The sequence below is a fragment of the Bacteroides caecigallinarum genome, assembly GCF_016902295.1.
Lineage (GTDB): Bacteria > Bacteroidota > Bacteroidia > Bacteroidales > Bacteroidaceae > Phocaeicola > Phocaeicola caecigallinarum_A.
Window position 1 is genome coordinate 36155 of record NZ_JACJLQ010000015.1, and the last position, 16201, is coordinate 52355.

A 16201-nucleotide genomic window follows, 5' to 3' on the forward strand; every position below is an offset into this window, starting at 1 on the left:
GCAAAACTATAAAGTTTTATTATATTGACAAAGAAAAGCTGATAAAAAATGCGATAAGATATAAAAAACTTTTATCTTTGTCGCATCAAAATAAATCTAAAACTGAAGATAAACCTTGTTTTGCTATCTTGTGATAGCATTTTTTATATATATATGATAAAATTTATTTTAACTTGTTATAACCATGAATTTATTAAATCAAATCATTGAAAAATTTCCGGAAATAAAGAATGTAGAATCAGTAAAGCCATTGAACTCCGGCTTGATTAATCAGACTTATCTTGTCAAGACTAAGGAGGAAACTCCTGATTTTATTCTTCAGTGCATAAATCATAATATATTCAAGGATGTAGAGTTGTTACAGCATAATATTGAATGCGTGACGGGGCATATCCGCAAAAAACTTGAAGCTGCCGGTGAAAAAGATATTGATAGGAAAGTCCTTCGTTTTGCCGTAGCTGATAATGGTAAAACATATTATTTCGATGGCGAGAAGTACTGGCGTGCGTGTGTGTTCATTGAAGGCTCGCTTACACTTGAAGCTGTTACACCTGAAACTTCATATCTTGTAGGACTGAAATTCGGTGAGTTCGAAGCTATGTTGTCCGATCTTCCTTATCAGCTTGAAGAGACAATTCCTGATTTTCATAACATGGAGTTCAGAATGAAGCAGCTTCATGAAGCAGTGGAAGCCGATGTGGCAGGACGTATGGATAAGGTGCGTGACCTGGTAGCCGAAATAGAAAAGGATGCTTACGATATGTGTTGCGCTGAGAGATATTATCGCGAAGGCAAGCTTCCTAAACGTATATGTCACTGTGATACGAAGGTGAGCAACATGCTTTTTGATAAAGAAGGAAATGTGCTTTGCGTTATTGATCTTGACACTGTGATGTCAAGTTTCGTGTTCTCTGACTTTGGTGACTTCCTCCGCTCGGCGGCAAATACCGGTAAGGAAGACGATGATAACCTTGACAATGTGAAGTTTAATTTCGAAATATTCAAATCCTTTGCAAAAGGTTATATCGAATCGGCAAAGTGTTTCCTTACTCCGCTGGAAATTGAGCTTCTCCCGTATGCTGTGACTTTGTTCCCTTACATGCAGGCTGTGCGCTTCCTTACTGATTATATCAATGGTGATACGTATTATCAGATTAAGTATCCTGAACATAATTATGTAAGGACACTTGCACAATATAAATTATATAAGGAAGCAAAAGCCGCTGTGGCAGATATGAAAGAATTCATAAACTCACTTGTATAATATAGTGTAACACGTGCGTGTGAAGTTTTTCATTTATACTATCAATTTACCAACGATTGAACTTTACATGCTGAAGACCACCTTTAGGATTAATATGCACCTGCACCAGAGGTAAGTGATATTCTTCGATTAAGATAAAAGACGACAGAAAACAATCAATCCGCTTTTATGTTTTAATGACAGGAAAGCGGATTGATTGTTTTTTTTTCAGACTTTGGCAATGGGACACCCCAATCAAACCCTGCCTGCAATGCCTATACCATAAGCAGATGCAAGGAATGTCCGTATTCAGGAGACAGCATCAAGCTCGCAAAAGTTCCGGATAACGAACTGTGCCAGGCGTGCAAGGTCGTAAGGGAAATGAACAGCCGTTATAAGACAGTACCTACAAAAGCTGGATATTTACGCATCCACGAAGGTCATGGAAAACATGAACGTGAGGAAAATATCAGGATAGGAACATATCTTGCTGAAAAGCACGGATATTCGATTGATTTGCTTGATAATCCACAAAACAGGAAAAGCGCAGACAGTTATAATCGCACATTGAAGATAGAACAGGAATACAAAATGGCTTCCACTCCTACAGTGAATGCTATTGACCGTCTAATTCGTGACGGAAGGAAACAAGCTGATAATATTGTGCTATGGCTGGATACTGATATACCGTGGGAAGATGTGACAGCGGCCTTGCGTTCACGTGTGCGGAGATGTGAGAATATCCGGTCAGTCACTATTGTTCGCGACGGTAAAGACATTATGTTGAACCGTGAAGAAATTCTGACCGACGGATTTAAAATACGACCGGCAGACCTGAAATAAATCAGACCTGCCGGAAGGGGGCGCACGGCCTTTCGGCTTAGCACCATTGCAAATATACGATTAATTCCTTAATAAACAAAGAAATATGTTCTTTTGTACTTATATCTAAATAAATAATATGCCAACACCAACCGATATAAACAAAGAATTGCAGAAACGCATAGATCAGTACATCCGCAAGACACTGAAGGATATCAAGGTTGAAGCAGCCGATGAATTCGACGCAAACTTTAACCGTCAGGCATTCTTCAACGAGAAATTAGCAATAGACGAAAAAAAACTTTGTTATTGACTGTCAAATCACAAAAACTGTTTCGTCACCGCAGATGTTGCGGATTTTCATACGCAACGGTTTATGCTCGCTGATGATGCAGGCATCCCAGTATTCTGTGGTCTTTACTCCGTTCCTGATGACATAGCCAGACTTGTCTATCTTTATTTCAGAGTCGCTTTGCCATGGTGCGTCTTTTTCAGCTGAGGTACAGTCAAGGCTTATCCATTCTATTGTTTCAAGTCCTTCATCGCTGATTATTATAGGAACGAATGTCTTTTCCTTACCTTTGGCTTTTTGCTGGAGAACCTGAAGTTGGTTCTTCTGGTTTATCTCTTCTATTTTGCGTATTACGCGGTCGCTCTGGAACTGGATGATTTCCACTTTCCATGCGTTGAACAGACCGTCACGGGCTTCCGATATGTTCCATTCTGCATAGTCCTCTGCCACTACATTATCCAAAACCTGTTTCAGGTCGCGTAGTTCTATTTCGATAAGCGGATTTCCATGCTCCTTAATGAAACGCTGAATTTCTTCCGGGTCGTCTATGTCTATGTAATAAATGATTACACGTTTTGTTTCGTCCGGCAAGTCAGGTATGGCCTTGTGGATGATTTCGTTCATAAGATTTTTGTCCAGCATGCGGGTAGAGCTGTCCATCAGATTTGGCAGATAGACAGGTGTCATTCCGTATTTGGTGTCTATAATGCTGCCTTCCCAGAATTCGTCCAGGGCATCTTCGTTTCTCAGTCCGACGATGAGTGATTTCAGGCGTTCCATAGTCTGAACGGGATTACGGTAGAGCGATACACCGTCTTTTATTTCCAACATGTCGAATTCTGCTTTGGCTGCCAAAAGGCGGTCGCGTGTGGTCTGAATGCTGTTGATGTTTATGTCGGTATGGATAAACTTACGGCCTAATTTGTTAGCTACAGTTGCTGTTACACCACTGCCTCCGAAGAAATCTGCCACTATCATGCCTTTGTCGCTGCTGGCTTTGATGATTCGTTCAAGGAGGGCTTCGGGTTTTTGAGTGGCGTAATCAACGCGCTCGTCAGCTTGTGAATTTATTGGAAATATATCTGTCCATATAGAATGAACGACCTTACCTTCAAGCTCATCTAGGTATCTTTTAATACGTGGCATTCCATTTGTTGTAAAAACGATTCTCCCTGCCTCCATCATTTTATTTATATTTTCTTGATTAAAACGCCACATACTGCCTGCAGGAGGGGCTATTAACTTATCACCAAAATACATTGGTGAACCAGTTTTACCATGTGCCGGAGCTGTAGGGTTATCTGTTAAATATAGGCGTCCGTCTGTATCTTTGCTTGTGAAACGACTTAATGTATATTCCTCTTCAAACGGAACATAAACTTTATTGAAGATATATTCGTTACATTTACTGTAAAAGAATAAAGTTTCATGAACAGCTCCAAATCTACCGGCATCAGCGTGAAAATTAAATCTTTTCCATATAATCTCATTCCTGAAATTATCCTCCCCAAACACCTCATCCATCAATATCTTTACATAATGCCCGATATGCCAGTCCAGATGCACATAAATACTTGCAGTATCACTCATCACCGACTTTATAGCCATCAGGTTTTCATACATCCAGTTCAGATAGCTTTCCTTGTTCCATATGTCGCCATACATCTTTTCCTCGAAGGAACGCAGTTCCTCTATATCCAGTTCGCTTTCAGCCTGGCGGATAGCTTCCGCTACTTTAGGATTACGGCGCAGATACACCTTTTTGGCATAGTCGGCACCACTCGCAAAAGGAGGATCGATGTACACCAAATCGACTGTTATACCTTTATCTTTCAGATAAGCGCATGCGGAAAGGCATTCTCCGCGAAGCACAAGATTGCCGTTTTCATTTTTACCGACACGCTCCTGAAGTTCGGTTTCATAGAGAGGCATTCCGCGACGGATATGTTCGGTCACAGCGTCATTGCCGTTATAGCGCAGTACACGTTTTGTGCGTATAAAGTTGTCAAGCACAGCCTGACCTTCCAATGTATTTGGGAAATAGGGTATATATTTTATAGCCATAGGGATAGTTGTTTGTATTATTTCAATAATTGTCTGTTCTCGCTGTCCGCATTTTCCAATATACACATCTGGTGGATGGCTATTTGGTTGAGTTTGATAAGTCTCTCACATTGCGGAATACCTTGTTCAATGAATAGAGCGTTTAGGTTTTCCATTCTGATGCACTCAGTACGAATGATGGTAAACCTGCACTTTTTCTAAAGTGGTCAAATTCGACCACTTTAAAATCCGGATTGTGGATAACTTCCCAAGTACCGAGAAACTCGATGGTATAACGGTTTCTTATCCAATTTTTAATGACATCGGCAGAGCGGCTGTCGTTCCCTTTGGCAGAAGCCATATCAGTTAGAGATATATAATCTTGTTCTTCCAGTTTAAGAATAGTTATCTCTGTGTTTTGAACTGTTATTTTTGCCATTATAAAAAGTCTATATTTTGAAAAATTCTTTTATCGTTTTTATTGTCAGTTTCTCCCTTTCCTCTTTGCTTTGTGTGTCTTCGAGGTAAAGGAAGTGGAAACGTTCGTAGCCGAAACGCTCGTTGTTCTTCTGTATGAACTCCGTCTCCATGAACTTCTTGCGGTCGGCAAACTTGGCGGCAAATCCCTCGCCTTTAGTTTCGATGATGATGATGCGATGGATTTTGCCGTCGTCCTTACGGCTGAGCAGAAGGAAGTCGGGTGTGTATTTCCCTATATATCTCCATTCCTTGCCGACTTGCTTGTAGCAGTTTATATTGAATTCGGTCAGCGAGCTATCGCCGTTGAAATATATCTCTAGTGGCTTGCCTTTCAGGTACGGCAAGATTGAATCCTTGAAAAACTCACGTTCCAGTCCGCTGTCGAAACGGTAGGGTAGATAGTGGTATGTCTGTTTGCGTTCGGGATGTGGGTCTGACAGTTCCGGGACTGTAAATCCTTTTTGTTTGATTTTTTCCATCAGTGCCAGCTCTTCGGGCGACAAAACCTTCTTTTGAGTATCCTTGTCCCAGTCCATGATGACCTGTACATCTTCCTGCGATGGATAGAAAGGCTTGCCTTTTTCCAATGGGAATGGTGAAACATGATCTTCAATATGCAGCAGTTTCGCCTCGCACGGAACTATCTCCTCTCTGACTGTGAAGTCACGTTTCGGGACAAAAGCCTTGCGTATGAGCGAACGGATGTCGGTTTGGTCATACCTGCTGTCATATCGCGTATTGCCAGATTCATCTTTGACGGTTATACGTTCGAAAATTTTTCTGAGAGCTTCCTCGTGTCTTTTCAGATTTTCCGGAGTCAGTGTCCTGAAGCTTTCTTTCGCTATCAGATACAGCCATCGGCGGAAAGATATGTATTCTCCTTCCTCTGTTTCCGCCATATAATGTCCTAATATATTGCCGGACAAGTCCTGACGGTGGATTAGGGTGACATCAGCTTCTGTAAAGATTTTTTCATCTGCCAGCTTTTCATCGGTGTGCGGATGTTCCTCCGTCGTCAGTGTCTGATATGATACCTTTAGCTGATAGAAGTCGATTGGCGGGACATCCAGCAGCTTGATTCTCGCAAAACGTTCTATCATAATCTGCTTCTTATGCTTCCCTTGGTTCAGTTCCTGCAATGATATGTTCTGTTGCTGTTTCAACTGTTTGTTCAGTGTGTCGGCATTGAATTTGTTCAGCCATATCAGCGCGGTCTCGTCAGCATTTTTTACTACCTGGCGCAGGCATCGGCAGCTGGTCTGCAGAACCATATTCGTGGGGCATACACCTTTCTGTGGAAGAATGACACCTGTCAGACTTTTACAGTCCCATCCTTCCTTGCCTATCTGTACAAGGAGTACTATGCGTATGCAGGAGAAATCCGTGTCGAGCGATGCAAATTCCGTTTCCGAGTCTTCCGGTTGAGGGTATGACTTGTTTCCGCCATGATATTTGAGTATGGTTTCCGTAGGGTTCAAACCATATTCTGAAACAATGCTGCTTACGAGCGGAAAGACAGTTTCTTCAAGCGTTTCTATCTGTCCGCAGTATATGGCAAGTTTGGCACACGTGCCATTTTCATACACTGTGTCGCGGTATCTGTCGAGGAACTCTTTCACTCCGTTTCTTACTATGGTTTCCGTATCATTGTCCGCAAATTTCACTTCCGGCACTTTCAGAAAATTGCCTACACCCTGTATCAAAGGGTAATAGTAAACCACGTTGGAAAGGTCGGTGTTCTTTATCACAAATGAATCTGCCAAAGTCACCTTCTCAGCCTTTTCGAGATATGGAGTGCCCGAAAAGCCTAATACTCCGCAGAATGAATGCTGTACGGTCCATTCTTCCACCACCTGACGCAGTTTTATCTCGCCGTCGGCAGCGTGGTGAACTTCGTCTATGAAGACGGACAGGTGAGGTATGCGTCCGATGATTTCGCGCAATTCGTTGGCAATGCGTATTTTGGCCAACTCCTCTTTGTCGAACAATGCAGGGTCTTCGTCTTTGCCTATCCGGTCGAGAATGACTTTCTCGGCATTGGTTATAGCCACAAGCCCCATAAGGTCATCCAGCGGCTGGTGGTTGTTTATCTTTTGGGCGTTCGGGTTTCTTACCAGATTGCTCTTTTTTGCCGATTTCTGTTCGTCGAGGATTTCAAATTTTATCATCCTCTTGAGGTTTGAGGCAGTAGGCTCAGGTATTATCCATGTAGGGTCGAATTCCTGTATGCTCTTCAGACTTGGTATGATGGACGATTTCAGCCCGGAGGGTGCAAGCACCAAGAAGTTGTGTGCAAATGCGGGGTTTTCAGGCTCGTTTATGGCAAAATAGAGGTCAAGGTATATGAATGCTGCCATCAGGTAAGTCTTTCCGGCGCCCATTGGCAGACTGAAAAGATAGTCTGTATAGTTTACTCCGTAGAATATCTGTTTGAATGTTTCTTCGTAATCTATGTTTTCACTCTGCTGCCTGATTACTTTTTCCATTTCAGGGGCGAGCTGGTTGCCGTCTTTGTCAGTAAGTAGTGAATATTCCATCAGTGCTGCGGCTGCCTTGTTCGTGGTAAGGACCTTACGTGCTTCCACGGTAAGTTCCATGCTGTTGAAGTCAAGACTGTTGAAGCGTCCTTCGATGAATAGCTTCCACAATGGACGGTTGCCGCAGGCTATTTTCAGAAACAGATATATCTTGATTGCCTCGATTTGCGCATCTCGCATCTTGTTCCTTCTATATATATTGTATAAGTTTGCGGATGGTGCAATCCGGCGACTTCATCCATTCATCGCACTTTTTCTGTATCAGTCTGTAAAACATAATGTGTATATAGGAGTATCGGTTTTGTTTTTTCTTTTAGCTGTCAAAAATATAAAATAATATGTAATAATGAAAATATTTATTGTCTCATTTTATGAAATGAACTGAGAAATAAACCGTAACACGTACGTGTCACGCACGCGTCACGTTCGTGTTACGCTCGTTGCACGAACGTGTTCCACGAGTTACACATACGTGTTACGCTAAGTTTGAACGTTTATCGTATCTGATACTTGATATTTGATACTTGATATTAAAAGGGCTTTATCCTCAAAACGTACGGTATCATTGCCGTTTTATTCATTGGATAAGGCTCTTTTTTGTGTTTTTTAATCATAATGCTCTGTACGTGCTTCTGAATTGGATTTTTTTTACAAAAAAAATCTCGTTAGCGATAACGGGTATTGAAAAATTGTTGTACATTTGCCTCGTATTTGTAATGTGTGGTTTGCAAAATGAATAATAATATAAAACACCTTGGAATTGTGGAAAGCATAGACGGCTCTCACGTTAGAGTCAAGATTCTTCAGAGTTCGGCGTGCTCGTCGTGCAGTGCTAAAAGTCACTGTAATGTTTCCGAAACCAAGGAAAAAATAATCGATATACATGATAAGGAAAGTGCGGATTGTTGTTCGGTAGGGCAGCAGGTAATGGTGTGTGGCACAACTTCGATGGGTATGAAGGCTGTTTTACTGGCTTTTGTATTGCCTTTCGTCGTACTCTTTGCTGCCTTGTTTGTTACTATGAGAATTACAGATGGCGATGAGGCTACATCTGCTTTAGTCTCTTTGTGCACCCTTATACCTTATTATATAATAATATATCTGATGAGGAACAAAATCAGTCGTACATTCTCTTTTACATTGGAAACATTAAATAATTAATAAACTAACTTTAATTTATGGATTTAATTTTAATTGCAGTAATTTCATTGGGAGCCATTGGCTTGGTTGCAGCTGTAATTCTGTATGCAGCATCTAAGAAATTTGCTGTGTACGAAGATCCGCGAATAGCTCAGGTAAGCGAAGTGCTTCCTCAGGCTAACTGCGGTGGATGTGGTTATCCCGGTTGTTCTGGTTTTGCTGCCGCATGTGTCAAAGCCGGTTCGCTGGAAGGTAAACTGTGTCCTGTAGGCGGACAGCCTACAATGGAGAAAGTAGCTGCCATTCTTGGTCTTGAAGCTGCCGCTTCGGAACCTAAGGTAGCTGTAGTGAGATGTAACGGTACATGTGCCAACCGTCCTAAACTTACTCAGTACGATGGCGTGCGCTCATGCGCAGTAGCTAATTCTACCTACGGTGGTGAGACTGGATGTACGTTTGGATGTCTTGGCTGTGGCGACTGTGTGTCGGCTTGTACATTCGGTGCCATAAAGATGAATCCTGAAACAGGACTTCCTGAAGTAGATGAAAGCAAGTGTACTGCCTGCGGTGCTTGTGCCAAGGCTTGTCCTCGCTCAATCATCGAAATCCGTCCTAAGGGTAAGAACAGCCGCCGTGTTTACGTTCAGTGCGTCAACAAGGATAAGGGTGCTGTTGCCCGCAAGGCTTGTGCTGCTGCATGTATCGGTTGCGGCAAATGTGTCAAGGTATGTCCGTTCGAGGCTATCACTCTTGAAAACAATCTTGCTTACATCGACCCTGCAAAATGTAAGTCATGCCGCAAGTGTGAGATGGAATGTCCTCAGAATGCTATCATCGCTGTGAACTTCCCTCCAAGAAAGGCAAAACCTGCTGAAGAAACTGCTCCTAAAGCAGAAACTGCTGCTCCAAAGGCAGAGACAGTAGCTCCTAAAGCAGAAACTCCTGCACAGGAAGCTCCAAAGGCAGAAGCATAATTAATCCGATTAGTAACAATATTAAACGATATAAACGTGAAAACATTTAGAATAGGTGGAGTCCATCCGGCAGAAAACAAGTTGTCGGCAGGCAAGGCGATAGAAACGCTTGCCCTCCCCAAACAGGCTGTTTTCCCTTTGTCTCAGCATATAGGCGCACCGGCTACAGCCATCGTTAAGAAAGGTGACGTAGTGAAGGTTGGTACTAAGATTGCCGATGCAGGTGGTTTCGTTTCGGCTGCTATCTTCTCTTCAGTATCAGGAAAGGTGAACAAGGTGGACAGCGTTATCGATGCCAGCGGTTACCGCAAACCGGCTATCTTCATTGACGTGGAAGGTGACGAATGGGAAGAATCAATCGACCGCAGTACAGAACTGGTTAAGGAGTGTAACCTTACTCCGGAAGAAATAGTAGCCAAAATCAAGAACGCAGGTGTAGTAGGTATGGGTGGTGCATGTTTCCCAACTCATGTCAAGCTTACTCCTCCTCCGGGATGCAAGGCTGAATGTGTTATCATCAACGCAGTAGAGTGTGAGCCTTATCTTACAGCCGACCACCGTCTGATGCTTGAAAAAGCAGATGAAATCCTGGTAGGTGTACAGATTCTGATGAAAGCCGTAAAGGTAGATAAAGCTTACATCGGTATTGAGAACAACAAGCCTGATGCCATCAAGCTGATGACAGAAAAGGCTGCCCAGTACAAAGGCATTGAAGTAGTTCCTCTGAAAGTTAAATACCCTCAGGGAGGTGAAAAACAGCTTATCGACGCTGTTATCGGCCGTCAGGTTCCTGCTCCTCCTGCAATTCCTATCAATGTAGGTGCCGTAGTTCAGAATGTGGGTACCGCATACGCTGTTTACGAAGCTGTTCAGAAGAACAAGCCTTTGTTCGAACGTGTGGTTACAGTGACAGGTAAATCACTGAAGAACCCTTCAAACTTCCTCACTCGTATGGGTACACCGATGAGCCAGCTTATTGAAGCTGCCGGAGGTATGCCTGAGGATACAGGAAAGGTTATCGGTGGTGGTCCTATGATGGGTAAGGCACTTGCCAACACTGAAGTTCCTATCTGCAAGGGTAGCTCAGGCGTTCTTCTGATGAACGACAAGGAAGCTTCGCGTGCAGAGGCTATGCCATGTATACGCTGTGCAAAATGTGTGAGCGCATGTCCTATGGGACTTGAGCCGTTCCTTCTTGCGACAGCATCTGCTCATGGTGACTGGGAACGCGTAGAGAAAGAAATGATTATGTCATGTATAGAGTGTGGTTCATGTCAGTTCACATGTCCTTCACGCCGTCCTATGCTTGACTATATCCGTTTAGGTAAAGGCAAAGTAGGTGCGATTATCCGTGCACGCAATGCTAAAAAATAATCAATCGAAATTTATCGAATAACTATGGCTAATAAATTAATAGTATCTTTATCACCCCATGTACACAGCGGCGACAGCGTACAGAAAAACATGTACGGTGTAATCATAGCCTTGATACCTGCCTTGCTCGTGTCATTCTATATGTTCGGTCTTGGGGCTGTAATCGTTACGCTCACATCTGTTGCAGCGTGCTTGTTCTTCGAATGGGCGATTACCAAGTTCATTCTGAAACGCGAACGTACAACCATACTTGACGGCTCGGCAGCACTTACTGGTCTTTTGCTTGCCTTCAACCTTCCGTCAAACCTTCCTCTGTGGATTATCATCATCGGTGCCCTTGTAGCAATCGGTATCGGTAAGATGACATTCGGCGGACTGGGATGCAATCCTTTCAACCCTGCATTGGTTGGACGTATCTTCCTGCTTATCTCTTTCCCTGTACAGATGACTTCATGGCCGGTAGCTGGTCAGCTTACAGCTTATACAGATGCAGAAACAGCAGCTACTCCACTCGCTCTTATGAAAATGGCTGTAAACGGTGACGCTGCTGCTCTCGAACAGCTTCCTTCTACTATGGACCTGTTCCTCGGTAACAACCCTGGATGTATCGGTGAAATCAGTGCATTGGCATTGTTGCTCGGTCTGGTATATATGTTGTGGAAGAAAATCATCACATGGCATATCCCTGTATCAATCATCGCTACAGTGTTCGTATTCGCTACATTGCTGAACTTGGTTGACCCTGCCAAATATGCCGACGGATTGACTCATCTGTTCACCGGTGGTCTTATGCTGGGTGCCATCTTCATGGCTACAGACTATGTTACATCGCCTATGAACCACAAAGGCATGATTATTTACGGTATTGCCATAGGTTTCCTTACAGTACTTATCCGTACTTTCGGTGCCTATCCGGAAGGTATGTCGTTCGCTATCTTCATCATGAACGCATTCACTCCGCTGATCAATACTTATTGCAAACCTAAAAGATTCGGGGAGGTAGTAAAGAAATGAAAAAGCTAGAATCATCATTGAAGAATATGGCTCTCGCGCTTACAGGTTTTTCTGTAGTGGCAGGAGCAATATTGGGCTGGGTGAATAAGGTGACTGCTGAACCTATAGCACAGGCCAATGCAAAGACATTGAGCGACGCTATAGCAGTGGTAGTTCCTGGGTTCGATAATAACCCTGCCGAAGCACCAGAAACAATAGATGTTGACGGTGTTTCATACAAGATTTACAAGGCTACAAAAGGTGGCGAGTTTATAGGTGCTGCAGTAGAATCTTCATCTATGGGATTCGGTGGCGAACTGAAAGTCCTTGTCGGTTTCGATGTTGAAGGAAACATCATCGACTATTCATTGTTGAGCCACGCAGAAACTCCGGGACTGGGTTCCAAGGCTGCCGACTGGTTCAAGAAAGGTGCCAAAGGCGATATCACAGGCAAGAATCCTGGCGAAGCTCCTTTGGTTGTGTCGAAGGACGGTGGTCAGATAGATGCCATCACTGCTTCTACTATCACTACAAGAGCATTCCTTGCTGCAGTGAACAGCGCATACGGCGCATACAAGAACCAGCATGTTGACGGTACAAGCGGTGCAACTCAGCAGGCTGCTGCCGAAGAGAAAACTGAAAATGTAGAAAACAAATAAACAGGAGAGGAGTAAGATTATGAATAATTTTAAAGTATTGATGAACGGAATCGTTAAGGAAAATCCTACTTTCGTTCTCCTTTTGGGTATGTGTCCTACTTTGGGTACAACATCTTCTGCCATCAACGGTATGGGTATGGGACTCGCTACAATGTTCGTGCTTATCTGTTCAAACATTGTAATCTCTTCTATCAAGAAACTTGTGCCTGACATGGTTCGTATTCCTATCTTCATCGTGGTCATAGCATCATTCGTGACAGTATTGCAGATGGTAATGCAGGCATACGTTCCTGCCCTCTACGCTACTTTGGGTCTGTTCATTCCGCTTATCGTGGTGAACTGTATCCTTCTTGGCCGTGCTGAGGCTTTTGCTGCAAAGAACAATCCTATAGCTTCACTGTTCGACGGACTTGGTATGGGACTTGGTTTCACTATCGCGCTGACATTGCTTGGCGCAGTACGTGAGTTTCTCGGAACAGGCAAGATTTTCAATATCGCAATCATGCCGGAAGAATACGGTATGCTGATATTCGTTCTTGCACCGGGTGCCTTCATCGTATTGGGCTATCTGATTGCTATTGTAAACCGCTTGAAGAAAGCATAACCCTTAAAAGACTTTTTATATGGAATATATATTGATATTTATTACAGCTATATTTGTGAACAACATCGTGTTGTCACAGTTCCTTGGTATCTGCCCTTTCCTGGGAGTATCAAAGAAAGTTGAAACAGCTATGGGTATGGGTGCTGCGGTAGCATTCGTGTTGGTTCTTGCGACTATCGTTACTTATGTCATCCAGAAGTTCGTCCTCGATGCTTTCGGCTTGGGATATCTTCAGACCATAGCCTTCATCCTTGTCATCGCGGCATTGGTGCAGATGGTTGAGATTATCCTCAAGAAGGTTTCTCCATCGCTCTATCAGGCATTGGGAGTGTTCCTGCCTCTTATCACAACCAACTGCTGTATTCTTGGTGTTACGATTTTGGTCATTCAGAATGATTTCGATCTCTTGACAGGTGTCATTTACGCATTCTCAACAGCATTGGGATTTGCTCTTGCACTTATCGTGTTTGCCGGTATCCGCGAACAGCTTAGTATGGTAAACATACCAAAGGGTATGCAGGGAATGTCTATCGCCCTTGTAACAGCAGGTTTATTGGCTATGGCATTCATGGGATTTTCTGGTGTTGATAAAGGTCTTGCTGCTTTGTTTGGAATTTAATTGATTTTTGAAGTTATAGAAGTTATAATAGAAGTTATAGAAGTTAAGCTAAGTCCCTAATTCCTTTAACTTCTTCTTTGGTAACTTCTTTAACTTCAGCATAAATAAATTCCAGAAAATCCGGTATCACTGCTGATACCGGATTTTTTTGTATGTTTTCCTTTGATTTGAATCAATTCTGAATTTTATTTATTATTTTTGCTCAAAATAATTCTTAAACATATATACAATAGCTATAAAACATTTAATTATGAAAAAAAGAATTCTTGTGACTGGAGGAACTGGATATATCGGTTCACATACAGTAGTAGAGTTGCAAAACAGCGGTTATGAAGTAATCATTGTTGATAATCTATCAAACTCAAGAGCAGATGTAGTTGACAGCATCGAACAGATTACAGGTATCCGTCCTGCATTCGAGAAAGTTGACTGTCTTGACTACGAAGGTATGGATGCAGTTTTCACTAAATATCCAGGTATAGAAGGTATTATTCATTTTGCGGCAAGCAAGGCTGTTGGCGAATCTGTACAGAAACCTTTGCTTTACTATCGCAACAATATCGTTTCATTAATCAATATTCTTGAGCTCATGCCTAAGCATGGTGTAAAAGGAATCATCTTCTCATCATCATGTACAGTATATGGTCAGCCTGACGTATTGCCTGTAACAGAAGCAGCTCCAATCAAGAAGGCAGAATCTCCATATGGTAATACTAAACAGATAAACGAAGAAATCATTGACGATACAATAGCTTCCGGTTCTCCTATCAAGGCTATCAAGCTTCGTTATTTCAATCCGATAGGCGCACATCCGTCTGCACTTATCGGTGAATTGCCAAATGGAGTTCCACAGAACCTTATCCCATATCTTACTCAGACTGCTATGGGTATCCGCGAAAAACTTAGTGTATTTGGTGATGATTATGATACTCCTGACGGCTCATGTATCCGCGACTACATTTATGTAGTGGATTTGGCTAAGGCTCATGTAATAGCAATGAACCGTATCCTTGAAGGTAAGCAGAAAGCATCCGCAGAAGTGTTCAACGTAGGTACAGGTCGCGGTTTGTCAGTACTTGAACTTATCAATGCGTTTGAGTCATCTACTGGTGTTAAGTTGAACTATCAGATTGCTCCTCGTCGTGCAGGTGATATCGTTAAGGTTTGGGCAGATCCTTCATACGCTAACAATGAATTGGGCTGGAAAGCTGAAACTTCTATCGAAGACACACTGCGTTCTGCATGGAACTGGCAGGTACACTTGCGCGAAAAAGGCATTATGTAATTAAGAAATATATATTTGACAACGTAATAAAACTATATAATTACATGACTGTATGTGAATATGGGTATGTAAGTCTGTGTTTTTCACAGATACAAATAGTAGTTTTGTCGTGTTTTATTTTGTGTTTGTGTTGTGGCTGTTCTTCGACGTGAGTCGGGGAGCAGCTTTTTTTGTAACATGCTTAAATTTTTCTGATATGGATATATTATTGATAATCCTTGCCTCATTATTTATGTTAGTCGGCTTGTTGGGATGTATTCTTCCTGCACTTCCAGGTCCACCTTTGTCATATATAGGTTTTCTATTACTCCATTTCACTGATAAAATACAGTTTTCTGCTACCCAAATCATAGTTTTACTCCTTTTGGTTATAATAGCTCAGATTATAGACTATTTTATTCCGGTGCTTGGAAGTAAATACAGCGGTGGAACCAAATGGGGTAGTTGGGGAGCGTTCATTGGTTCTGTTATAGGATTGTTTTTTCTTCCGTGGGGATTAATTCTTGGGCCGTTTTTGGGAGCAATGGTCGGTGAACTATTCGGAGATGCAGACATTAAGTCCGCATTGCGTTCAGGTGCAGGCGCTCTTTTGGGATTTCTATTAGGTACAGTAATGAAACTTGCTTTATGCATGTATTTTATTGTACTTCTTGTACGTTCATTTATATAATTAATGCACTTTTTGTTATCATAAAGCGTGTTTTATATACTTTGAACTGATATAAATCAAGAAAACTATATTTTTTGATAAAAACATGTTCTTCAACAATGTTTTTATCAATTAAACCCTTACCTTTGCATCGTGGTTGTGAAACCAATAAGACTTAATTAGAAGTAAATAACACAAAAGATATTAAGGTATTAGATTAGACTTAAGGTAATTTTTTAAGGTATTAGGTTAAAGTTATTAGTTTAAAAGGTAAAGAGGTTTTCAAGGAATTGGTTTTTTGGATTAAGGTTAAGAGAGAGATTAATTAGTTTTCAGGATTTAGGGATTAGATTTTTAATAGGTTTTAGGAAAACCAGGTAAGAAGAAAAAAGGTTAGGGATAACGTAACACTTGAAAAACCAAAGATGAAAAGAACCCTTAATTGGGGGGTTCTTTAGATGGTCGGCGGCATTCATGGTAACTGGAT

Annotated in this window: 16 protein-coding genes; 12 read left to right on the top strand and 4 right to left on the bottom strand. The window is 42.1% G+C overall.

The genetic code is table 11. From position 1 onward, the window contains the following. The first annotated feature begins 184 nt into the window (after positions 1 to 184). The 3 genes from H6A27_RS06860 (at position 185) to H6A27_RS06870 (ending at position 2378) form a co-directional block, all read left to right on the top strand. The gene (locus H6A27_RS06860) at positions 185 to 1264 is read left to right on the top strand and encodes a phosphotransferase enzyme family protein (RefSeq protein WP_204508100.1); all 1080 of its coding nucleotides are present in this window, start codon (positions 185 to 187) and stop codon (positions 1262 to 1264) included. Positions 1265 to 1456: 192 nt separating this feature from the next. Then, a complete protein-coding gene (locus H6A27_RS06865; protein ID WP_204508101.1) occupies positions 1457 to 2086 on the top strand; it encodes a hypothetical protein in 630 nt (209 codons plus the stop codon). Between the two features lie 118 nt (positions 2087 to 2204). Beyond that, on the top strand, positions 2205 to 2378 hold the full coding sequence (locus tag H6A27_RS06870; protein ID WP_204508102.1) for a hypothetical protein: 174 nt from the start codon (positions 2205 to 2207) through the stop codon (positions 2376 to 2378). A 3-nt stretch (positions 2379 to 2381) separates the two neighbouring features. On the opposite strand, the gene H6A27_RS06875 is transcribed toward H6A27_RS06870, so the two are convergent. Genes H6A27_RS06875 through H6A27_RS06885 form a run of 4 tightly spaced genes read right to left on the bottom strand, consistent with a single transcriptional unit; the run spans position 2382 to position 7597 of the window. Then, positions 2382 to 4421 (bottom strand): site-specific DNA-methyltransferase, encoded by a 2040-nt coding sequence (locus tag H6A27_RS06875; RefSeq protein ID WP_204508103.1) that lies wholly within the window; start codon positions 4419 to 4421, stop codon positions 2382 to 2384. 17 nt (positions 4422 to 4438) lie between these two features. Next, the gene (locus tag H6A27_RS15570; RefSeq protein WP_420867845.1) at positions 4439 to 4576 is read right to left on the bottom strand and encodes a hypothetical protein; all 138 of its coding nucleotides are present in this window, start codon (positions 4574 to 4576) and stop codon (positions 4439 to 4441) included. Next, positions 4564 to 4839 (bottom strand): KilA-N domain-containing protein, encoded by a 276-nt coding sequence (locus H6A27_RS06880; protein WP_420867846.1) that lies wholly within the window; start codon positions 4837 to 4839, stop codon positions 4564 to 4566. The genes H6A27_RS15570 and H6A27_RS06880 overlap by 13 nt, the downstream gene beginning before the upstream one ends. 10 nt (positions 4840 to 4849) lie before the next feature. Beyond that, on the bottom strand, positions 4850 to 7597 hold the full coding sequence (locus H6A27_RS06885) for a DEAD/DEAH box helicase family protein (RefSeq protein ID WP_239469591.1): 2748 nt from the start codon (positions 7595 to 7597) through the stop codon (positions 4850 to 4852). 552 nt (positions 7598 to 8149) lie between these two features. Here H6A27_RS06885 and H6A27_RS06890 point away from each other — a divergent pair. The 9 genes from H6A27_RS06890 (at position 8150) to H6A27_RS06930 (ending at position 15735) form a co-directional block, all read left to right on the top strand. Next, on the top strand, positions 8150 to 8578 hold the full coding sequence (locus tag H6A27_RS06890) for a SoxR reducing system RseC family protein (protein WP_204508104.1): 429 nt from the start codon (positions 8150 to 8152) through the stop codon (positions 8576 to 8578). A 17-nt stretch (positions 8579 to 8595) separates the two neighbouring features. Continuing rightward, positions 8596 to 9531, top strand: a complete 936-nt coding sequence (locus tag H6A27_RS06895; protein ID WP_204508105.1) for a Fe-S cluster domain-containing protein — start codon at positions 8596 to 8598, stop codon at positions 9529 to 9531. Between the two features lie 36 nt (positions 9532 to 9567). Further along, positions 9568 to 10905: an electron transport complex subunit RsxC gene (rsxC, locus tag H6A27_RS06900; protein ID WP_204508106.1), complete on the top strand. Its 1338-nt coding sequence runs from the start codon at positions 9568 to 9570 to the stop codon at positions 10903 to 10905. Positions 10906 to 10929: 24 nt separating this feature from the next. Then, a complete protein-coding gene (locus H6A27_RS06905; RefSeq protein WP_154044787.1) occupies positions 10930 to 11919 on the top strand; it encodes an RnfABCDGE type electron transport complex subunit D in 990 nt (329 codons plus the stop codon). Then, positions 11916 to 12557, top strand: a complete 642-nt coding sequence (locus H6A27_RS06910; RefSeq protein ID WP_154044788.1) for an RnfABCDGE type electron transport complex subunit G — start codon at positions 11916 to 11918, stop codon at positions 12555 to 12557. The genes H6A27_RS06905 and H6A27_RS06910 overlap by 4 nt, the downstream gene beginning before the upstream one ends. 19 nt (positions 12558 to 12576) lie before the next feature. Next, complete coding sequence (rsxE, locus tag H6A27_RS06915; RefSeq protein WP_204508107.1) at positions 12577 to 13161, top strand: electron transport complex subunit RsxE; 585 nt, start codon at positions 12577 to 12579, stop codon at positions 13159 to 13161. Positions 13162 to 13180: 19 nt separating this feature from the next. Continuing rightward, positions 13181 to 13780, top strand: a complete 600-nt coding sequence (rsxA, locus tag H6A27_RS06920) for an electron transport complex subunit RsxA (protein ID WP_204403644.1) — start codon at positions 13181 to 13183, stop codon at positions 13778 to 13780. Between the two features lie 250 nt (positions 13781 to 14030). Further along, a complete protein-coding gene (galE, locus tag H6A27_RS06925) occupies positions 14031 to 15065 on the top strand; it encodes a UDP-glucose 4-epimerase GalE (protein ID WP_204403642.1) in 1035 nt (344 codons plus the stop codon). Positions 15066 to 15261: 196 nt separating this feature from the next. After that, complete coding sequence (locus H6A27_RS06930; protein ID WP_204508108.1) at positions 15262 to 15735, top strand: DUF456 domain-containing protein; 474 nt, start codon at positions 15262 to 15264, stop codon at positions 15733 to 15735. Positions 15736 to 16201 lie beyond the last annotated feature (466 nt).